The sequence below is a fragment of the Streptomyces sp. NPDC050528 genome (assembly GCF_044457795.1).
GTDB lineage: Bacteria > Actinomycetota > Actinomycetes > Streptomycetales > Streptomycetaceae > Streptomyces.
This window is the reverse complement of the sequence record NZ_JBITHH010000009.1, coordinates 382,892-402,366: the sequence shown is the minus strand read 5'-3', so window position 1 is coordinate 402,366 and position 19,475 is coordinate 382,892. Positions and strand designations below refer to the sequence as shown.

The 19,475-nt window shown below is 71.3% G+C and carries 17 protein-coding genes; 2 read left to right on the top strand and 15 right to left on the bottom strand.

All coding sequences use genetic code 11. The annotated features are described in order from the left end of the window. Positions 1 to 9: 9 nt before the first annotated feature. Entirely contained in the window at positions 10 to 1,254 is a 1,245-nt protein-coding gene (locus tag ACIBK4_RS30965) for a CynX/NimT family MFS transporter (RefSeq protein WP_398999889.1), read from the bottom strand. Positions 1,255 to 1,392: 138 nt separating this feature from the next. Here ACIBK4_RS30965 and ACIBK4_RS30960 point away from each other — a divergent pair, with 138 nt between their 5' ends. Continuing rightward, on the top strand, positions 1,393 to 1,872 hold the full coding sequence (locus ACIBK4_RS30960; protein WP_366432736.1) for an Lrp/AsnC family transcriptional regulator: 480 nt from the start codon (positions 1,393 to 1,395) through the stop codon (positions 1,870 to 1,872). Here ACIBK4_RS30960 and ACIBK4_RS30955 read toward each other — a convergent pair. The 6 genes from ACIBK4_RS30955 to ACIBK4_RS30930 are packed head-to-tail and all read right to left on the bottom strand — an operon-like array spanning position 1,869 to position 9,804. Beyond that, the gene (locus ACIBK4_RS30955) at positions 1,869 to 2,855 is read right to left on the bottom strand and encodes a PDR/VanB family oxidoreductase (protein ID WP_398999887.1); all 987 of its coding nucleotides are present in this window, start codon (positions 2,853 to 2,855) and stop codon (positions 1,869 to 1,871) included. The two genes, ACIBK4_RS30960 and ACIBK4_RS30955, sit on opposite strands and share 4 nt — an antisense overlap. Then, on the bottom strand, positions 2,845 to 4,281 hold the full coding sequence (locus ACIBK4_RS30950) for a glutamine synthetase family protein (protein ID WP_398999885.1): 1,437 nt from the start codon (positions 4,279 to 4,281) through the stop codon (positions 2,845 to 2,847). The genes ACIBK4_RS30955 and ACIBK4_RS30950 overlap by 11 nt, the downstream gene beginning before the upstream one ends. A 5-nt stretch (positions 4,282 to 4,286) precedes the next feature. Beyond that, on the bottom strand, positions 4,287 to 5,639 hold the full coding sequence (locus ACIBK4_RS30945) for a Rieske 2Fe-2S domain-containing protein (RefSeq protein ID WP_398999883.1): 1,353 nt from the start codon (positions 5,637 to 5,639) through the stop codon (positions 4,287 to 4,289). Between the two features lie 30 nt (positions 5,640 to 5,669). Further along, positions 5,670 to 7,616: a primary-amine oxidase gene (locus tag ACIBK4_RS30940; RefSeq protein WP_398999881.1), complete on the bottom strand. Its 1,947-nt coding sequence runs from the start codon at positions 7,614 to 7,616 to the stop codon at positions 5,670 to 5,672. After that, complete coding sequence (locus ACIBK4_RS30935; RefSeq protein WP_398999879.1) at positions 7,613 to 9,154, bottom strand: gamma-glutamyltransferase; 1,542 nt, start codon at positions 9,152 to 9,154, stop codon at positions 7,613 to 7,615. The genes ACIBK4_RS30940 and ACIBK4_RS30935 overlap by 4 nt, the downstream gene beginning before the upstream one ends. Then, positions 9,151 to 9,804, bottom strand: a complete 654-nt coding sequence (locus ACIBK4_RS30930; RefSeq protein WP_398999877.1) for a cyclase family protein — start codon at positions 9,802 to 9,804, stop codon at positions 9,151 to 9,153. The genes ACIBK4_RS30935 and ACIBK4_RS30930 overlap by 4 nt, the downstream gene beginning before the upstream one ends. 137 nt (positions 9,805 to 9,941) lie before the next feature. Here ACIBK4_RS30930 and ACIBK4_RS30925 point away from each other — a divergent pair, with 137 nt between their 5' ends. Beyond that, positions 9,942 to 10,676, top strand: coding sequence for a GntR family transcriptional regulator (locus tag ACIBK4_RS30925; protein WP_398999875.1), 735 nt, complete (start codon positions 9,942 to 9,944; stop codon positions 10,674 to 10,676). 11 nt (positions 10,677 to 10,687) lie between these two features. Here the strand turns inward: ACIBK4_RS30925 and solA are convergent, their stop codons facing one another. The 8 genes from solA to ACIBK4_RS30885 form a co-directional block, all read right to left on the bottom strand. Further along, entirely contained in the window at positions 10,688 to 13,177 is a 2,490-nt protein-coding gene (gene solA / locus ACIBK4_RS30920) for an N-methyl-L-tryptophan oxidase (RefSeq protein ID WP_398999873.1), read from the bottom strand. Then, the gene (locus ACIBK4_RS30915; protein WP_398999871.1) at positions 13,174 to 14,631 is read right to left on the bottom strand and encodes an aldehyde dehydrogenase family protein; all 1,458 of its coding nucleotides are present in this window, start codon (positions 14,629 to 14,631) and stop codon (positions 13,174 to 13,176) included. The genes solA and ACIBK4_RS30915 overlap by 4 nt, the downstream gene beginning before the upstream one ends. Before the next feature lie 11 nt (positions 14,632 to 14,642). After that, entirely contained in the window at positions 14,643 to 15,494 is an 852-nt protein-coding gene (locus ACIBK4_RS30910; RefSeq protein WP_398999868.1) for a creatininase family protein, read from the bottom strand. A 67-nt stretch (positions 15,495 to 15,561) separates the two neighbouring features. After that, on the bottom strand, positions 15,562 to 16,020 hold the full coding sequence (locus ACIBK4_RS30905; RefSeq protein WP_398999866.1) for a cytidine deaminase: 459 nt from the start codon (positions 16,018 to 16,020) through the stop codon (positions 15,562 to 15,564). After that, positions 16,017 to 16,781, bottom strand: coding sequence for an amidohydrolase family protein (locus tag ACIBK4_RS30900; RefSeq protein ID WP_398999864.1), 765 nt, complete (start codon positions 16,779 to 16,781; stop codon positions 16,017 to 16,019). The genes ACIBK4_RS30905 and ACIBK4_RS30900 overlap by 4 nt, the downstream gene beginning before the upstream one ends. A gap of 12 nt (positions 16,782 to 16,793) precedes the next feature. After that, the gene (locus ACIBK4_RS30895) at positions 16,794 to 17,777 is read right to left on the bottom strand and encodes an ABC transporter ATP-binding protein (RefSeq protein ID WP_398999862.1); all 984 of its coding nucleotides are present in this window, start codon (positions 17,775 to 17,777) and stop codon (positions 16,794 to 16,796) included. Continuing rightward, positions 17,774 to 18,787 carry an ABC transporter ATP-binding protein gene (locus ACIBK4_RS30890; protein ID WP_398999860.1) on the bottom strand — a complete coding sequence of 338 codons (1,014 nt, stop codon included), beginning with the start codon at positions 18,785 to 18,787 and terminating at the stop codon, positions 17,774 to 17,776. The genes ACIBK4_RS30895 and ACIBK4_RS30890 overlap by 4 nt, the downstream gene beginning before the upstream one ends. After that, a complete protein-coding gene (locus tag ACIBK4_RS30885; RefSeq protein ID WP_398999858.1) occupies positions 18,784 to 19,473 on the bottom strand; it encodes an alpha/beta hydrolase in 690 nt (229 codons plus the stop codon). The genes ACIBK4_RS30890 and ACIBK4_RS30885 overlap by 4 nt, the downstream gene beginning before the upstream one ends. Positions 19,474 to 19,475: the final 2 nt, after the last annotated feature.

Genomic DNA, 19,475 nt, shown 5'->3' with positions numbered 1-19,475 from the left:
CCGGGTCTCTCAACTCATGTGCACCGCGCGGCCGTTGTATTCGGCACCGGGGACTGTCGTGCGCGGCCTGAGGCGGTGGCTGAGGGCGATACCCACGGCCGTGCAGGCGCAGGTCAGCCACCAGGTGGAGTGCCAGTTGCCAGTGCGGGTGGCCAGCCAGGCGGCGACGGTGGGGCCGACGAAGCTGCCGGCGTTGAACAGTTGCTGGATCAGGCCCATCGTGGCCGGGGCCGAACCGCCGACGGGCGTCAGCTCACCGATCATGCGCAGCAAGGTCGCCGGTATCGCACCACCGGTCAGCGAGAAGACCGTGACACACGCGAACTGCCCAGCTGTACCTGCCGGGACGCCGCGCCAGTCGACGGCGAAGGCCAGCACCGACGTGACGGCCATGAGGGCGAACGCGGGGACGATGAGCGAGCGGGTCGGCAAACCGCGCTTCATGAGTGCGGCCGTGGTGATCGAGCCGACGGCGTTCGCCGCACCGACCACGGCACTGAGGACCCCTGGCCAACTGCCCGTCATCCCACCGCCGCGATAGATGGTGGGCAGGAACCCGACCACGGCCATCCACGGCAGGGTGTAGCAGGCGAACACGAGCCCGGCCGTCCAAGGGGCGGCGGACCGGACGGTACGGCCGATACGGGCGAGGGCGTTCGCCGCGCCGCGCACGCCACCCGCCTCGTCACGGGGAACACGGGCCAGGACCCACGGCAGCGGCGCCAGCGCGATCACGGCCATGCCCCACCACCACACCCGCCACGACAGCACCTGGAGAGCCAGCGCGCCGACGATGAGCCCGGCGAAGGTGGAGATGCCCTGGTAGGCGCCCCAGAAGCCCATGGCCGTGGTGAAGCGGCCGGGGGGAGCGGTGCGCCGGATCAGCCCCGGGCCGGTCACCGCGACCAGGATGAAACCGGCCCCCTCGACCGCCCGCGAGACCAGCAGCGGCGCCGCCGACCAGGCGAAGCCACCGCCGACCGAACCGACGAACAGCAGGACCAGCCCGCCGCTCAGACAGCGTCGCTCACCGATCAGTTCCGCCAACAGCGAGACGCCAAGTCCCCCGAGCATCCCGGCCAGTTGGACGATCCCGAGCAGTGTCCCGGCCTGCACCAGGCTCAGCGACAGGTCGTGCCGCAGGAACGGGACGGCGGGCGGCACCTTCCACACCTGCAGCCCGGCGGCGACGCCGGCGGCAACGATGACGATCCAGGAACTACCGGTGCCGGAAGCGGGTGTCTTCGAGGCCATGGCGGGCGGTCCTTCATCAGGGCGGAGGGGTGAATGGCCCATCAGATTGACCACATCGCGGGTCATACGCGCAATACAGGGTCCATGTGGTGCGACAGATGCTCAATGGTCTGGATGCCTGGTGGCAGAATGCTCACCATGACACTGGTGGACCCCTTGGACGCCCGGATCATCCTGGCCCTGGACGACGACCCGGACGCGACGATCCTCGCCCTGGCCCAGACCCTGGGCGTGGCCCGGAACACCGTGCACGCCCGGCTGCGGAGGATGGCCGCCGAGGGCGTACTCAAGCCCGTCAGCCGACGTGTCGACCCCGCCGCCCTCGGATACGGCCTGGTGGCGTTCATGTCGCTCGCGGTGAGCCAGGCCGAGCCGGAGAGCGTCCACGAGGGTCTGCTCGACCTCCCCGAAGTCATCGAGGTCCACTACACCACCGGCGACGCCGACCTCCTCGCCCATGTCGTCGCCAAGGACACCGCTGACCTGCATCGGATCACCAAGGCGATCCTGGCCATCGACGGAGTCGACCGGACCAGCACCGCCATCTCCTTGGCCGAGGTCATCCCGTACCGACCCCGGGCCCTGTTGCAGCGCCTGGCGAAGCGGCGAGCCACCTAGAGGTCCAGCTCCAGCACCGGGGAGTCGCAGCGGCTCACGCAGATCATCATCGTGGTGGCGGTGGGGCGTTCGGACGGCTCGATCACCGTGTCGCGGTGGTCCGGGAGTCCGGCCGTGACCGGTGTCTCGCAGGTACCGCAGTAGCCCTCCTCGCAGGAGTACGGCACGTCGGGGAGTTTCTCGCGGACGACGTCCAGCACGGAACGGTCGGCGGGCACGGTCAGCCGCAGGCCCGAGCGGCTCAACACCACCTCGAACTCACCGCCATCGACATTGAGTTGATCTGAGTTCGTGTCGTCGCCTGCCGTGAAGCGTTCGAGGTGCGGTGACCGTGCCGGATCGGCCGTACGGCACAGGGCCGTCACCGCGTCGAGCATCGGTTGCGGGCCGCAGGCGTAGACGGCGTACGTGGGCGGGGTGGCGGCGAGTTCGGCGGCCAGGTCCGGGAGGCCCGCCTCGTCCTGCGGCAGGAGTCGCACGCGGTCGCCGCCCAGCTCCACCAACTCCTCGGCGTACACGAGCCGGGAACGGTCGCGGGCGCCCAGGACCAGCCGCCAGGGCAGGCCGCGCGCGGTGAGTTCGCGGGCCATCGGCAGCAGCGGGGTGACGCCGATACCGCCGGCCAGCAGGAGATAGCCGGGCGCGGGTACCAACGGGAACCTGTTGACCGGCTCGCGCACCTCCAACTCCCTTCCCACCAGTGCGGTTTCGTGGATCTCCCGGGAGCCACCACGCCCCTCGGGCACGCGGTGCACGGCGACCGTCCACGCCTCGGTGTCCGTCACGTCCCCGCACAGCGAGTAGGGCCGCCGCAGCCCCGAGGGCAGGGTCAACTCCACGTGCGCGCCCGGCTCCCAGGACGGGAGAGCGCCGCCGGTGGGCCGGGTGAGGCGCAGTTCCACCACGTCTTGGGCGATCCAGCGGGCCTGCCGGACCAGGAGCCGCTCAGTGGTCGCGCCAGGCGAGCCGAGGTCAGAAGACACGGAAGTACTCCCGCTGTTCCCAGTCGGTCACCTCTTGGCTGAAGCGGGTGATCTCGGCACGCTTGATGCTCGTGTAGTACGCCACGAAGTCCTTGCCGAGCCGGTCGGCGAGCATGCGGTCGGCCTCCAGCGCGTCCAGGGCCTCGCCGAGCGAACGGGGAAGCGGTTCGGCGTGTGCCGCGTAGGGTTCGTCGGCGGCGGGACCGGGTTCCAGGCCACCGGCAACTCCCTCCAGTCCGGCGGCGAGTTGGGAGGCGAGGTAGAGATAGGGGTTGGCGGCCGGTTCACCGATCCGGTTCTCCAGCCGGGTGGTTGACGGGCTGTCACCCAGGACGCGCACCATCGCCCCGCGGTTGTCGCGCCCCCACACCGCACGGTCCGGCGCCAACGACAGCGAGCGAAAACGCTTGAAACCGTTGAGAGTTGGGGTCGAGAACGCGCTGGTGGCTCGTGCGTGCCGGAGCAACCCGCCGAGGAAGGCGGATCCGTACGGTGACAGCGGCGGCCCGGACGCGGTGAGTTGGGCGCCCTCCGGCGCGAAGACACCTACCCCGTCCCGCAGCACGCTCTGGTGCAGATGCCAGCCGCTGGAGAACACGCCTGGGAGGTGGGGGCGGCACATGAAGGTGGCGTGGTGGCCGTGGCGGGCGGCGACCTGTTTGACGGCGCTGCGCAGCAGCACCATCGCGTCGGCCGTGCCCAGTCCGTCGGCGGGCTGGAGGGTCAACTCGACCTGGCTCGGGCCGAATTCCACCTCCAGGCTGCGCAACGGCAGTCCCAGGCCCTCGATGTTCGAGCGCAGCACGTCGAGGATGGGGTCGAGTTCGTCGTAGCGCAGCTCGCTGAGGTACTGGTAGCCGTGGTTGAGCATGCCGACCTCGGGTGCGGCGCCGGGCTGGCCCTGGTCGCCGGGGCCCAGACGGGGATCGTCGAGCCGGAAGAGGTGGAACTCCACCTCCAGGCCGGTCCGGTACGTCAGTCCCTCGGCCTGGTCGAGGACCGAGCGCAGCACCCCGCGTGTGCACAGGGGGACCGGTGTGCCGGAGGTGAAGCGCAGGTCGCACAGCAGCCAGCCCGTGCTCGGTGACCACGGCAGCATCCGGAAGGTCAGTGGGTCGGGCACCATCACCATGTCGGCGGCGCCGCGCAGTTCGGGCAGCCCGAGCGGCGTCTCCTTGGTGAACAGCGGGAACACGGTTCGCCCCGAGGTGTCCTTGGCGAGGAGGGAGGAGGCGATGCCGGTGCCGTCGCGCAGCACGTTGGGGAGTTCGCCCAGGGTGACGGTCTTGCCGCGCAGCAGTCCGTGCTGGTCGGCGAAGACCAGCCGGACCACCGACATCCCGCCGCTCTCGGCGCGTTCCTGTATCTCCCGTGCGGCGGCGGCCTGTTCGGCGTTCCACAGGCCGTGCCGTTCGATGAATCCCACGCCGCTCAGCCGTCCGTTCCCAGCGGCTGCGCCCAACTGCTGTCGGCGCGCTGCTTGTCGGTGACGGCCGTCCAGTGCTCCAACCAGCCCTCGGTGGGACCGATCCCGTCCAACGCGACCGGTCCGTACAGCCGCCCCGCCTCCTCGGCCGGCAGCACCAGCGGCGGATCCTCGCCGCGCTCGACGGCGGTGATGGCCTCGCCGAGCATCCGCCGGTACATCACGATGGCCTTGTCGGAGCGGCCCAGATGCTCGCGGGTACGGTCCTGCACGGACCCCTGACCCTCCACCGCCCACTGGTCGTGCACGTTGATGTCGAAGCCGAGCCCGGTGTACGTCGTCGTGCGCTGCTCCGCCGGGTCGTAGCCGTAGCCGTTCGCGCGGCCGAAGCGCGGCCGGTAGTCGGGCAGGGTGACCGCGCCGACCCGCTGCCGGCGCATCTCCGCCTGGTCCACCGGGCCGCCGACACTGGTGAACAGGGCATACCAGTAACTGGAGTTGTCGTCGATCGGCACATGCCACTGGGTGATCGCCGTCTCCGCGTCCAGCGGGATGTGGAAGGCGTGCGGAAACACCTGGTGGGTGATGCGGACATGGGTACGGCTGCCGTCCATCGGCAGGCCCTGGGTGTCCGTACCGTCGAGCGTGCGGCGGGCGGTGAGGCGGATGCCGTACGGGGTGCGGGCGGCGTCGATGTCGGGGCGGCCGTACTCGCGCAGGATCTTCGTCATCGGGAGGTCGGTGCCCTGGGAGGCGGCGCGGAACTGTTTGCCGTAGCTGTCGGCCGGGTCCTCGTCCTGGAAGAAGCGGTGGAGGTAGGAGGCGTGGGCCGGGTCGATGCCGACCTCCAGGGCCTGGAGCCAGTTGCACTCCAGGAGCCCTTTCCAGGCGAAGGCGTGGTCGGCGGGGGCCTGGAAGCAGTCCAGGGCGGGGAGTTGGGGCGGTTCGCCGGGGCCGAGGTAGCCCCAGATGATGCCGTTGATCTCGCGGACCGGGTAACTGCCCAGCCGGACACGGGACTTGAGCGGACTGTCGACGGGCTCGGCGGGGGTGTCGAGACAGGAACCGTCACGGGCGAAGAGCCAGCCGTGGAAGCAGCAGCGCAGTCCGCCGTCCTCCAGCCGGCCGAGCGCCAGGTCGGCACCGCGGTGCGGGCAGCCGCGGTCGACGAGACCGAGTTCGCCGTGCTCGTCGCGGAACAGGACCAGGTCCTGGCCCATCACCTTGGGCGCCACCAGCGGCCGTGCGCCGTCGAGTTCCTCGCTGAGGGCGATCGGCTGCCAGTAGCGGCGCATCCACTCACCGGCCGGAGTACCGGGTCCGGTCCGGGTGAGCCGTGTGTTCTCTTCCTCGCGCATGGGTCGCCTTTCGGGGGAGGGGAGGCGCGGTCAGCCGCAGCAGTGGTCCGGAGCCGAAGGACTGGGCGTGTGGCAGGAGTTGGGGGCGGGCACGTCCAGGGCCGGGTTGCGGTCGAAGAAGCCGTCGGGCTCCAGACGCAGCCGGGCCTTGGCCACCGGCATCACCGGCCACTCCTCGGGGCGCGGGAAGTGGTGCGAGCCGACCGTGGCCCACAGCACGAGGTCCGTGCCGTCCAACGACCGGTTCTCCTCCTGCCACTTGTGCACACCGTCCGCGCCGGGCTCGGCCTGGTTCGGGTACTCGCCGCCGACGAAGCGCCGGTCCGCGTCGTAGGCCGTCGCCCACAACTGCCGCCCCACGAAAGGCGCTCGGCGCGCACACACGCTGTCCTCGCGCACCGGCAGTACCGCCGTGTTCTCCAAGTGCACGCGATACGCGGTCGGTTCGCCCATCCGGTTGCGGGACTCGGTGCTCTCCACCCGCCAGTGCAGCGCGCGGGACGGGTCGGTGCGCCGGGCGCCCTCCGACTCGCTGAGGATCGGACGCAGCACGGTCCGGGCCGCGTTGCCGTACGGATCGAGCACGGGGTCGGGCTCGTGCTCGGCGGTGACCTCGACCAGCCGGTTGGGATCGCCGTCCACCGCCATGTCGAGGCGGACGCTGAAGAAGTGCTGGTGGTTGGTGACCGCGACGTTCGGCGCGACCCGGCGCGCGTACGGCGTCGCCTCGTCCTCCTCGACGCCGGTGGCGGAGAGGATGCCGGTCATCTTGATCTCCAGCATCACCGAACCGTCCTGGTACAGCGACCAGTAGAAGCCGTAGTCGTAGTTGGCGACCGTCGCGAACGCCGAGATGATCAGCCGGCGCGAACGGCGCACCTCCGTACGGCCCGTGCGGCCGTCGTGGTGCTTCCAGAGGATGCCGTCGTCCTCCTCGTGCACGCAGACCGCGTTGGGGATGAGGCGGGGGACGCCGTCGCCGCCGAGCACCGCCGCGTCGAAGTACTGGATGACACCGAGGCAATCGCAGCCCAGGGCAAGGGAGTTGGTGAGCGGGCCCGCGCCGTACTCGCCCCAGTCGAAGAAGTTCTTGCGGTACTGGGTGGACGCGGTGTCGAAGTACGGGACGTACATCTCGTTGACGGCCGCACGCCGGATCACCTGACGCGGACCCTTCCCGGCCGCGGCGAACGCGAGGTCGTGCAGCACCAACCCCTCGCGATGACTGAAGCCGACCCGGACGGACCAGCCCTGCCAGTCGATCCGCTGCCCGGTGACGGTGAAACTCGGCCCCTCCGGCTGGACGACCTCCAGCGGCTTCAGCCCCGCCCGCTCGTCGACCGTCCCGGCCGCGAACACGCCCGGCTCCTCCGACAGCGGCACCACCCCGTGATCCTCGATGTGCAGGATCTCCATGGTCTCCATGTCGATGATCGGCACCACGCCCTGCACCGGGCGGGCGTAACCGTTGTCGTCCTCGGAGGTCCGGTGCCAGACACTGCCCCAGGTCAGCCGCCGCCCCGCGTACTCGGGCGGCTCGAATCCGCCGATCGACTCCGGGTCCACCATCACCAGCGACACGTCGTGGATACCGCGCAGTGCCAGCGCCTCCCGGAAACGCGGGTCCGCCCGGCACGCGGCTGCCGCTTGTCGGGCCTCCTCGGAGGAACAGCCGGGGCTGCGGATGTCCAACTCCCGCCAGGCGGTGGTCTGCGGCTTGTCGCCGAGTTCCAGATCGACCTCGAAGGCGTGGCGCGTGGAGGTGGAGAACACGACCGCGCGGGCCCGCCGCGCGTCCCCGGGCGCGGCACGCCGGGCATGGTCCTCGTCCAGTGCCACACCCCAGAAGCGCGCGTCGTCGGGGACCCGGGTGTCGGCCCTCAACACCCCTACGGCAGCGGCCAGTTCGGCGACGGTGAGCGGGTCCAGCGGATGGGGTGCGTCGGCCGGTACGGGTTCGGGGGCGAGAGTGCTCACTGCGGGTTTCCTTCCAAGGTGATGCCGCCGTCGGCGCGCGGATCGGAGGCGCCGTCCAGCCGACCGCCGGCGGACAGTCGTACGGCCTGGGTGTGACCGGCCAGATCGGTACGGCCCGGCGCCACGACGACCGGAACCACCGACGGGAACGCGCCCGCCGGGACGGACCCGGGCTCGGCCAGCAGGGTCTGCGTCTCGTGGCCGATGTCGCGGGCGCCGACCACCCACCGCGGCCGGTCCAGTACGGCGACCGGATCGGCGGCCGGATCCATCAGGTCGGGCACGGTCTGGGCGAGGATCTGCGGCTGCGCCCGACCGCCCTGACAACCGGCCGCGAGCAGCAATTCGGCGGACCGGCCGAGCACCGGGCACAGGGTGTGCGGCGGCCGCAGCCCCGGGCCGATGAGTGCCGGATGACCGGGCAGCAGACTGAACGCCGAGCCGCGATTGTGCAGCACGATCCCGGTCTCCGGTTCGCAGATCCCGGAACCGAAGGTCTGGTACACGCTCTGGATCAGGGAGACGGCCAGCCCGGAAGCGTCAACGGCGGTGATCGCGACGGTGTCCCCGGCGGGCCGGAAGGACGGCTCGGGCGGACGCGCACCGGCGAGTGCGGCCGGCCGCAGCAGTCCGTCCAGGTCGATGGGCGAGGGACCGAGCGGGTCACCCAGCAGCAAGTCCCGTGCTGCCGAGGCGTCTTGGCAGCGGGCAGCCAGCGCACCGGTGCGCTCCGGCCCGGACAGCTTCGCCACCGACGCGGCGGTCTCCAGCACGGCCAGCAGACTCGCCCCCTGGCTCGGCGGCGGCACGGTCCACCAGCGAGTTCCGGCCACCTCCAGCGTCAACGGCTCGACGTCCGACGCCTGATGGGCCGCGAGATCGCTCGCGGTGAGCGGACTCCCGACCCTCCGCAGCCCGTCCGCGAGTGCCTCGGCGACCGCGCCCCGGTAGAAGGACGACGGATCGTCGGCGAGTGCCCTTAGTACGGCGGCCAGTTGGGGCTGGGGGAGCGGGTCGCCCTCGTCGAGCGGCGCGCCGTCGGGACCGGTCAGGAGTGCGCTGAGCCCCGGGTCCGCGGCGATCTGCGGGGCTCGTTCGCGTACGGCACGCGCCAGACCCGCCGATACGGTGGCCCCGTCCGCCGCCAACTCGGCGGCATCGCGCAACGCGTCGCCCAGCGCGCCGGGCGTGCCGTAGGCCTCGGCGAGCGCGGCCCAACCCGCCACCACACCGGGCACGGTCACCGTCTGCGGCCCCTGCGCGGGCATCCGCTCGTCGGCGGCGCGCAGTGCCTCCACGTCTACGGCCTGTGCGGCGGCCCCCGCCGAGATCACCGCGCGCACCGAGCCGCCGGGGGCGTGCACGAGGGCGATCAAGTCGCCGCCCAGGGAGCACTGGTGGGGGTAGACGACGGTGAGGGCGGCGGCGGCCGCGAGTGCCGCGTCCACGGCGTTGCCGCCTCGCTCGGCCGCGCGCCGGGCCGCCGTCAGCGCCGCCGGGTGCGGTGCGGCCAGGATCAGCGGGGAGGCGGCTGTCATGCCGCGTCCCTCGGGAGCAACACCGTGCGGGAGGGGGCGGCTTCGGCGCCCTGGAGGGGCAGGGGGAGGGAGAGCATGTCGTAGACCCCGGCGGGTGTGTGGAGCAGGTCCACGACCTCCAGGATCAACACCTCGGCGGCGCACAGGAGTTGGTGGGTCTCCCAGTGGGTCGTGTAGGCGACGGCCTCGATGCTCAGGTAGTCGATGCCCGCGGTGCGCACCCCGGCCTCGATGAGGCGTTCCGCGCCGTCCGGGGCCAGTCCGACCCACTCGCGGGCCTTCCACGGGCTGCGCAGGACGCCCTCGGAGTTGCTGGTGCGCAGCAGTACGCGTTCCTCGGTGCCGAGGCCGGCCGCGTCGAGGTCGGCGGCGGTGATCTGTTCCTTGACGTGGGTGAGGTCGAGGACCCGCGCGGTGCCGTTGAGGGCGGTCAGGTCGAGTCGGTCGACCGTCTTGCCGCCGTCGATGAAGTGGGCCGGAGCGTCGATATGGGTGCCGGTGTGGGCGCCGATGCGCCAGCGGCTCACGTTGGAGGGATCGCCCGCGGTGCGGGACTCGACGATCTCCACCTCGGGGCGGCGGCCCCAGTGGAGCATGCCGGGATGGATGGGAACGGACACGTCGATCGCCTTCGCGAAGTCCAGATTCATGCGGCCCTCCTATTGGATGCGGATATCATGGAAGTGGATCCAAAAACGTGTGGCTGTGGACGCCCTAGGCCGCGTGGGAAACTGCTCCACCACCGCGCACCCCCCGACCGCTCCCCAGAAGGGTTTGACCGACTCCGATGACGCCCCAGACTGACGAGAGTCCCCTCGTCGACGACATCGCGGCCCGCATCCGCGCGCGGATCATGAACGGCGAGCTGGCGATCGGCAAACCGCTGCGCCAGGCGGCGCTGGCCACCGAGTTCGGCGTCAGCCGCACACCGGTGCGCGAGGCGCTGCGCCAACTGCAGAACGGCGGACTGATCGAGATGCAGCCGAACCGTGGTGCGGTGGTGCGGGTGCCCGCGCCCTGGGAGGTGCGCCAGGCCTACGAGGTGCGGGCCGAGCTGGAGGGCATGGCGGCCCGGCGCGCCGCTTCCCGGATCACGGAACGTGGGCTCGCCGCTCTGCGAGAGCACAACGCGGTGCTCTGCGAGGCGGTGGTGCGGGCCGCCGGTGAGAGGACAGGGGGTGGCAGCGCCGACGGCGGGAGTACGGCGGGTGGGAGCACCGCGACGACCGCCGCCAACGACTGTTTCCACACGGTCATTTGCGAAGCCGCCGACAATCCCTGGCTGACCCGGATGATCGACCGGATCAACGAGAGCTTCCCGCGCAACGTGTCCTCGCTCGCCCTCGCCGGTGACGAACGCCACCGGCAGCTGAACATCCGTCAGCACGAGGCGGTGATCGAGGCGTTGGCCGCGCACGACGCCGACCGAGCCGACGCGTTGATGCGCGAGCACGTCATCAGTTCCGGCGAGCATCTGACGGCCTGGTACGAGCGCCGTTCCCAGACCGTCTTCCACGGCTGACCGGCGGGCCCTCACGGGGTACCGCCGGGAAACAGCCGGGCCGGGGAGAGGAAGTCCAGGTCCGGGCGGGCGATTCCGCAGACGAGGTCGGCCAGCGCCTCGCCGATCGCCGGTCCGAACTTGAACCCGTGCCCGGAACAGGCCGACGCCACCAACACCTGCGGTACGCCCGGCACTTCGCCGACGACGAAACGCCGGTCGGCGGTCATCGTGTAGAGACAGGTCAGGCTCTCGGTCACGGGCCCGACGCCGGGCAGGACCTGGGCCACCGCCTCGGCCAGCAGGGCGAGTTCGTCGGCGGTCGCTTCGGGGCGGGGCGCCTGTGGGTCCCAGAGGGGACCGCTGTCCAGTCCTGCCTTGACGCCACGTCCGTCGGTCGCGGGGAACCCGTACAGGAGACCCTGCGGCAGATCGACGGAGAAGCTGCCGAGGCCGGAGGGACCGAGCGGGCCCGTCGGGTCGGCGGCGAAGTAGGCGTTGACGATGCGAGTGACCGTCAGATGCGGTGCGAGGGACGGGACTTGGGCCGCCGTCCAGGGACCGGTGCACAGCACCAGGCGGCGGGTGCGCAGGACGGTCTTGCCGGTGCGGACCACGACCTCGTCGCCGTCCGGTTCCCAGCCGAGGACGGGGGCGTGGTCGTGGATGTGCGCGCCCGAGCGTTCGGCCAGGGCCAGTTGGGCGCGCAGTGTCTCCTGCGCGTCGATGATGCCGGCGCGCGGATCGTGAACGGCCGTGAAGCCGGAGGGCAGTCGCAGTCCCGGGAAGATCCGTGCCGCCTCGTCGGCATCGACCTGGCGGCAACCGGGGCCGCGGAGCGGGTCGGGGCGGTCCTCCGGCGCCGCGTACAACCCGCCGGTGATGTCGAGCAGTTGGGCCTTGGAGGTGCCCTCCAGCTCCGACCAGGCTCGGTAGGCGGTGTCGACCAGGGCGTCCCAGTCCGGGTGGGGGTAGGCGCGGCGGATCATCCGGGTCTCCCCGTGCGAGGAACCCAAGTCGTGGCCCAGTCCGTACTGTTCGAGCCCGAGGACGTCGAGTCCGCGCGCGGCCAGGTGATGTAGAGCGGCGCTGCCGTGTACGCCCAGGCCGACCACGATGGCGTCGTGACAGCGGGAGTTGGGGCGGGGAGCGTACGGGGTGAGGGCAGGGATCGGGCCGGTGGCTGCGGGTGACGATGCGGGCGTTGCGGGATCGGTCCCTGGCGCAGTGACCTCCGCGCCCGAGTCCCGTCGCCCCATGGTCGGCGCCGTCCCGCGCCCGCGCAGGCAGACGATCTCCCGCACCGCCTCCACCAGCGCGTCCAGATCGTCCTCGTCGTTGTAGACGTGGACCGAGGCCCGGACCACCTTGGTCAGCCCCCGATGATCCATGTCCCAGCGGCCGTGGCCCGCCGGGACCGCGATCAAGTGGACCCGGCGATAGGCGAGTTGGCGCTGTACTTCGGAGGCGTCCAAGCCGTCGACCACGAAGGTGACGATGGCACCGCCCGCGGCCGGCGGGTCGGTGACGTGAACGCCCGGGAGTGCGGCGAGGCGTTCCCGCAGTGACGTGGCGAGGGCCGCCAGATGTTGGGCGACGGTGTCGATGCCGAGGGTGCCGAGGTCGGTCAGCGCGGCCCCGAGGCCCAGCCTCAACGCGTGGGCCGCTTCCCAGAGTTCGAAGCGTTTGGCGTCGGGGACCAGTTCCCAGCTGCGTTCGGCGGTCCAGCGGGCGCCCCGGACATCGGGCGCCTCGGGGGCGAGCCGGTCCAGGAGGGGGCGGCGCACCGCGAGCAGGCCCGTGCCGCGTGGGCCGCGCAGGAACTTGCGGCCGGTTCCGATGAGGAGATCGCAGCCGATGGCGCCCATGTCCACCGGCAGTTGGCCGAGCGACTGGGTCGCGTCCAGCAGGTAGGGCACGCCGTGGGCACCGGCCAACGCGCCGATCGCGAGGGCGGGTTCGACCAGCCCCGAGGAGGTCGGGACATGCGCGGCCGTCACCAGCGCGGCCGGTCCCGCGCGCAACGCCGCCTCCAGGGCCTCCAAGTCCACCGCTCCGTCAGGGCCGTTGGGCAGCAGCTCGACCAGGACGCCGTGGTCGCGTTCGACCGACAGCAGGTGCAGCGCGCTGCTCACGTAACTGGAGCGGGCCGCCAACACCCGGTCGCCGGGCCGCAGTCGAAGCGCCGAGACGGCCCGCTGCCAGCCGGCGGTCGCGCTCTCGACGAGGGCGACCTCCTCCAGCCGGGCGCCGAGGAGTTCGGCGGTACGCGCGTAGACGGCCTCCAGGGCGGGAGCCGCGTGTTTCGCGGCCTCGTAGCCGCCGGACAGGCTCTCCGCGCGGAGGTGGTCGATGACCGCCTCGACGGTGCCGTTGGCGAGCAGCGCCGCACCGGCCGAGTTGAAGTGATGGCCGGTGAACGAGCCGGGCGTACGGGCGCGTTCGGCCGCGACGTTCAGGACGCGCGGGGGCGGCGGGTTCGGGGGCGAGGCGGCCGTTCCGGCCGTCACGGGCGCGCTCACAGGGCGATCGTCACGCTCTTGAGCTCGGTGAACCCGTCGACGGCGGCGTCGCCGAGGTCCCTGCCGAGGCCTGACTGCTTCATCCCGCCGAAGGCCACGGCGGGGTCGAACTCGTTGTACGTGTTGACCCACACGGTCCCGGCCTCCAGCGCGGCGGCGGTGCGATGGGCGCGGGCCAGGCTGCCGGTCCAGACGCCGGCGGCGAGGCCGTACTCGCTGTCGTTGGCCAGCGCGATCGCCTCCTCCTCGCTGTCGAAGGGCATGATCGTGGCGACCGGGCCGAAGATCTCCTCCCGGGCGATCCGCATGTCGGGGCTGACCTCCGTGAACACCGTCGGCGGCACGAACCAGCCCGGCCCGTCCGGGAGCTCACCGCTCACGGCCACCGCGGCGCCCTCGGCGCGCCCGAGTTCGACGTAGCCGGTGACGCGGTCGTACTGCTCCTGCGACACCAGCGGACCGATGTTGATCCCGCCCGACAACCCCGGGCCGATCCGCAGCGCCTCCACCGCCGGCACCAGCCGGTCCAGGAACTCCTTGACGATCGCGCGCTCCACCAGCAGCCTGCTGCCCGCCGTGCACATCTGCCCGGAGTGCCCGAACACCGCGCGCACCGCGTTCGGTACGGCGGCGTCGAGATCGGCGTCGGCGAAGACGATGTTGGGGGACTTGCCGCCGAGTTCGAGCGTGAGCCGCTTCAACGACGGTGCCGCCGCGGCCATGATGTGCCGTCCGACCTCGGTCGACCCGGTGAAGGACACCTTGGCGACGCCGGGGTGGGCGACCAGTTCCGCACCTGTACGGCCGTCGCCCGTAAGGACGTTGACCACGCCTTCGGGCACGCCCGCTTCCAGACACAGCGCGGCCAGTCGCAGCGCGGTGAGCGGGGTCTGCTCGGCCGGCTTCACCACGACCGTGCAACCGGCGGCCAGGGCCGGGGCGAGCTTCCAGGCCGCGATCATGAAGGGGAAGTTCCACGGCAGTACGGCGGCCACCACGCCCACCGGTTCGCGGACGCTGTACACATGCCGGTCGGGGCCGCCCGCGTGCACGGTGCCCTCCAGCCGGGTCGGGGTGCCCGCGAAGTGCCGGATGGCCTGGAGCCCCAACTCAACATCACCACGGGCGCGTTCGATGGCCTTGCCGTTGTCCAGCGTGTCCAGCACGGCCAGTTGCTCGGCGTCGCGCTCCACCAGGTCGGCGAGGCGCAGCAGGACGTCACGGCGTTGCCGGGGCGGCAGTCCGCGCCAACGGCGGTCGCGGTGCGCGGCGTTGGCCGCCTCGACCGCCGCCGACACCTCGGCGGGGCCCGCCTGCGCGACCGTGGTGAGCTGTTCCCGGGTGGCGGGGTCGAGCACCGGGATGCGTTCGGTCGCGGTGCCGGTGGTCCACTCGCCGCCGATGAGCATGGGCTCGCAGTCCGGCAGATGCGGGATGTCGATACTGGGGTCCACCTTGCTCTCCTTCACGCCTGGCGTCCGGGACGGTGGGTGGGGTCGGGCCACGGCTCACGGACCGCCGTGGACACCGCCCGGGCTGTGGTCAGGACGCAGCGATCGAACTCCGCCTCGCCGTGCTTGGAGTTGGCGTCGGTCACGTCCCGGCCCCAGACCCCGGTCTCGCTGACCTGGTCCATGCGGTAGTCCCAGAACGAGTCGACGTCGACGTGGGAGGTGGCCCGGTCCATCCGGACCAGCTCCGGCGCGAGGTGCAGCATCACGGACGTCTCGAAGAAGTTGGCGTGCATCAACGCCCGGCCGTAGGTGACATGTCCGTCGACCTCGGGACCCGGGTACATGGTCACGTACCCCAACGCCCTCACGCGAGCGTCCCGATGACGGACCCTCAGTTTCTCGGCCGACACGTCGAGTGCGCCGTTGTTCCAGATGTGCCCGTTCAGCAGCACGAACTGCCGTACTCCGGAGGCGTAGAGCGAGTCGATGACGTCCTCGACCACGGCGATCATGGTCTCCGGCCGCAGGGCCACCGTCCCGGCGAAGTCGCCGTGGGACGCCGACACCCCGAAACTCAGGGGCGGCACGACGGGCACGCCGGTGAGCGCGGAGACGCCGAGGGCGACCGCCTCGCAGATCCGGGTGTCCACGGCGAGGGGGAGATGGGGGCCGTGCTGCTCGGTGGCGCCGACCGGGACGATGACGGCGTCCTGGGCCGCGGCCGTGGACCCCGCTTCCGCCCAGGTCAACTCCTCCCACAGCACCGGCGATCCGGAACCGCCCAGCTGTGCGGCGAGTTCGGGGACATCGAGCCCGGTGGGGACGGTTCGTCCGGACGGACCGGTGACGAAGACGGACGACATGGCTCTCCTCTCCTCGGGACCGATGGCGTTCGTCATCGGCGTGGGCCCTTCTCGGGATCCGCGGCGCTCACCATCGGCGTCGGCTCTTCTCGGGCAGCAGGTCCAGCGCGCGCAACGGGACGGGCTTGTCCCCGTCGACCGTGGTGACCCACACGGTGGCGTCCGGGCAGTAGTCGCTGATCAGTTCGCGGCACACCCCGCACGGCGCGATGATCCGGAACCACCCCGCCGGCTTGATCTGCACCGACACCACCGACGTGATGTTCAGCTCCGCACCGGCCGGCAGCGCGCCCCGTGCGGTGCCCATGGCGACCCCCTCGGCGCAGATCGAACTGCGCCGACAGGAACCCTCCAGATGGACCCCGGTGTGCACCCGCCCGTCCGCCGTACGCAGCGCGGTCGCGACCTCGTGGCGACCCGACTGCCACACCTTGGCCAGCAAGTGCTGTGCCGTGGCGAGGAGTTCGACGTCGTCCTCGCTCATCGACGACGGTACGGACACGGGCCGCACGTTCACGGCACTCATACCGTCAGTCCCAGCAGCCGGGCCATGTTGCCGCCCTCGACCAGCGCCCGGTCCTTCTCGTCCTCGATCGCCTTCGCGATCTTCATGCGCTCCAGGTCGAAGTCGGAGCCGGGCCACTCGCTGCCCATCAGGATCTTCTCCGGCCCGAGCCGCGCGTAGGCCCGCTTCACGTCGCTCATCAGCGTCGCCGACGTCTCCAGGTACACGTGCGGCTGCCGTTCGGCGACGACGATCGCCTCGGGCACGTTCCACACGGCCCCCATGTGGGCGATGATCGTGGGGACTTGGGGGTGGTCCTTGGCGATCTCCTCGATGGCCAGCGGTGCGCAGAACGCGTCGTCGAGTGCGTTGATCAGCACCAGCAGCCCGCGCCGCGCGCACGCCTCGAAGACCGGGTCGAGGAGACCGTGGTCGGCGACGTGGTAGCCGTGCAGGCTCGGGTGCAGCTTCAGGCCCACCAGACCCGCGTCGGCCATCCGGTCGATCTCGTCGAGCGCGTCGTCGGCCTGCGGCATCACCTGCCCGAAGCCGAAGAACCGGTCCGGGTACGAGGCCACCAGCGAGGCGATGAAGTCGTTCTCGATGCGCTGCGCGAGCGAGCACACCATCGCCATGTCCACCCCGGCCGCGTCCATCCGGTCGAGAATGCGGCGCGGCTCGAAGGGTTTGTACGGCGGCGGGGCCTGGCCCTTGCGGGCGCCGGTGAGGTAGTCGGAACGGCCGCGGACGTCCTGAGTGGTGTTGTACGCATCGATGATCAAAGCGGTTCGTCCTTACTCGCTACTCGCGACGTGCTGCTCGCTTGAGACCAGGGGGAGATGGCAGCGCACACTGCGGCCCGGCGCGATCTCGCGCAGCTCGGGGGCCGTGGTGCGGCACTGTTCCGTGGCGATGGGGCACCGGGTGCGGAACAGACAGCCCTCAGGTGGATTCGCCGGATCGGGCAACTCGCCCTCCAGCACCTGCTGTTCACGGATCTCGCCGGGCCGCAGCACGGGAACGGAGGACAGCAGAGCCCGGCTGTACGGGTGTGCGGGGGCGGCGAAGAAGGCGTCCCGGGAGGCGACTTCGATGATCTGGCCGAGATACATGACCGCGATCCGGTCCGCGATGTGCCGTACAACGCCCAGGTCGTGCGAGATGAAGAGCATCGTCAGGCCTCGGTCGCGGACCAGGTCCGACAGCAGGTTCAGCACCTGCGCCTGGATCGACACGTCCAGCGCGGAGACCGCTTCGTCGGCCACCACGAACTGCGGGGATGACGCCAACGCCCGTGCGATGCCGATGCGTTGACGCTGACCGCCGGAGAACTCGTGCGGCCTGCGCCCGCCGGCCTCGGCGCCGAGACCCACCAGGTCGAGCAGCTCGGCCACTGCCTCCGTGGCCTCGGCACGGGTGGCGCCGCGTGCCCGCAGCAGGGGCTCGGCGACGATGTCGGCGATCTTGCGGCGCGGGTTCAGTGAACCGAACGGGTCCTGGAACACCATCTGCAACTCGGCCCGGGTCCGCCGCAGTTGGCGGCCGCGCAGCCGGGTGAGGTCGGTGCCGTCGAACTCGATCCGGCCCGAGGCGGGTTCGATCACGCGCAACAGGGCCCGGCCGAGCGTGGACTTGCCGCACCCCGACTCGCCGACCAGGCCCAGGGTCTCGCCCTGAAGGATGTCGAGGTCGACATCCCGCAGCGCCCGCACCCGGCCACCCGCCCGGCCCGGATACTCGACGCGCAACTCGCGGGCCTGGATGAGCGCGGCGGTCATACGATCCCTCCCTGGGAACGGGCCGTGGCACGGGCGGGGGAGGGCAGCACACAGGCGTCCAAGTGACCGTCCTCGCCGTGCCGTTGCCGCAGCACGGGCCGCTCGGAACACGCGTCGTGGACGAACGGACACCGAGGAGCGAACGCGCACCCGGCCGGCCGGTCCACCCCGGTCAACGGACTGCCCGCGATGGTCGGCAGCCGCCGTACGACAGGACCGTCGATCGGCGGCACCGAACCCAACAGGCCCATGGTGTAAGGGTGTTGGGGGTGGAACAGCACCTCCTCGCGCAGCCCCTGTTCCACGATCCGGCCCGCGTACATCACCGCCACGCGGTCGGCGACCTCGGCCACGACGCCCAGGTCATGGGTGATCAGCAGGACGGAGGTGCCGTGGTCGCGCTGTACACGCTTGAGGACGGCGAGGACCTGGGCCTGGATCGTGACGTCGAGGGCAGTGGTGGGCTCGTCGGCGATCAGTACGGCGGGGTCGTTGGCCAGGCCCATCGCGATCATCACGCGTTGGCGCATGCCCCCGGAGAGTTGGTGCGGGTAGGCGCGGGCCGTGCGGTCCGGGCCGGCGATGCCGACCTCGCCGAGCAACTCCACGGCGCGGCCCAGCGCCTGACCCCGTGTCACATATCGGTGGGCGCGGATCATCTCCGAGACCTGGGCGCCCGCGCGGTGCAGCGGGTTGAGGGCGGCCAACGCGTCCTGGAAGACGACCGCGATGTCCTTGCCGCGCACACCGCGCAACTCCCGCTCCGACGCTGCCACTAGATCGCGCCCTTTGAAGGCCACCTCTCCGCTGATGTGGGTGCGCGGACCCCGGTTCAGGCCGACCAGGCTCATCGACAGGGCGGACTTCCCGGAGCCCGACTCGCCGACCAGGGCGAGGACTTCACCCTGGTGGAGGGTGAGGTCGACGCCATCGACGGCGGGCAGTCGGCCGCCCGGAACGTCGAACTGGACGTGCAGATGCCGGACTTCGAGCACGGGCGCTGACGTCATGCGTCGCCGCCCACGGCCACGGCCGCCGTGTGGATCATGTCGGCGACGCGCTCCGGCCACACGAGGGTCGTGTAGTGGCTGCCCGGCACGTGCTCGACAGTCGCCTTCATGCGGGCCGACATGTCGTTCTGGATCTCCGGGCGGAGCGTGCGGTCGTCGTCGGCGACCAGATACCAACTGGGCAGCGTGCGCCAGGCCGGTACACCGGTCGGCTGCGTGAAGATGAGGTTGTCCGCCTTGCGTCCTTCCGCCTCCACGACGGCCCGCTGCTCCGGCGAGAGATCGGGGCCTATCTCGGCCCAGAACGCCTCGCTGGTCTCGGACTTCCACTCACCGTTGGGCCCGCGCTGCATGTACTTGGAGATCTCGGCCTCCTCGTACCGCTCGACGATCTCGTTGACCGTCTCGCCCTCGTCCGGCCCGAACGCGGCTATGTAGACAAGGCCCTTGACCCGCGGATCGCGGCCGACGTTGCTGATGACCGCGCCGCCGTAGGAGTGCCCGGCCAGCAGCACCGGGCCCGTCGTCTCCTCCAACACGGCCGCCGTGTTGGCGACATCGTCCTCCAGCGAGGTCATCGGGTTGGTGACGGTGAACAGCCGGTGGCCGCGGGCCGCCAGCAGGGGCTGCACCGCCGACCAGGTCGTCGGCCGTCCGCCGGCGCCGTGGACCAGCACGATGTCCATGC

Excerpts from the sequence above, each read along its gene's own strand:
- ACIBK4_RS30935 (WP_398999879.1), bottom strand. The coding sequence starts at position 9,154 with ATGACAGCCGCCTCCCCGCTGATCCTGGCCGCACCGCACCCGGCGGCG.
- ACIBK4_RS30930 (WP_398999877.1), bottom strand. The coding sequence starts at position 9,804 with ATGAATCTGGACTTCGCGAAGGCGATCGACGTGTCCGTTCCCATCCAT.
- ACIBK4_RS30910 (WP_398999868.1), bottom strand. The coding sequence starts at position 15,494 with ATGTCGTCCGTCTTCGTCACCGGTCCGTCCGGACGAACCGTCCCCACC.
- ACIBK4_RS30945 (WP_398999883.1), bottom strand. The coding sequence starts at position 5,639 with ATGCGCGAGGAAGAGAACACACGGCTCACCCGGACCGGACCCGGTACT.
- ACIBK4_RS30965 (WP_398999889.1), bottom strand. The coding sequence starts at position 1,254 with ATGGCCTCGAAGACACCCGCTTCCGGCACCGGTAGTTCCTGGATCGTC.
- ACIBK4_RS30885 (WP_398999858.1), bottom strand. The coding sequence starts at position 19,473 with ATGGACATCGTGCTGGTCCACGGCGCCGGCGGACGGCCGACGACCTGG.
- ACIBK4_RS30905 (WP_398999866.1), bottom strand. The coding sequence starts at position 16,020 with ATGAGTGCCGTGAACGTGCGGCCCGTGTCCGTACCGTCGTCGATGAGC.
- ACIBK4_RS30890 (WP_398999860.1), bottom strand. The coding sequence starts at position 18,787 with ATGACGTCAGCGCCCGTGCTCGAAGTCCGGCATCTGCACGTCCAGTTC.
- ACIBK4_RS30925 (WP_398999875.1), top strand. The coding sequence starts at position 9,942 with ATGACGCCCCAGACTGACGAGAGTCCCCTCGTCGACGACATCGCGGCC.
- ACIBK4_RS30895 (WP_398999862.1), bottom strand. The coding sequence starts at position 17,777 with ATGACCGCCGCGCTCATCCAGGCCCGCGAGTTGCGCGTCGAGTATCCG.
- ACIBK4_RS30960 (WP_366432736.1), top strand. The coding sequence starts at position 1,393 with ATGACACTGGTGGACCCCTTGGACGCCCGGATCATCCTGGCCCTGGAC.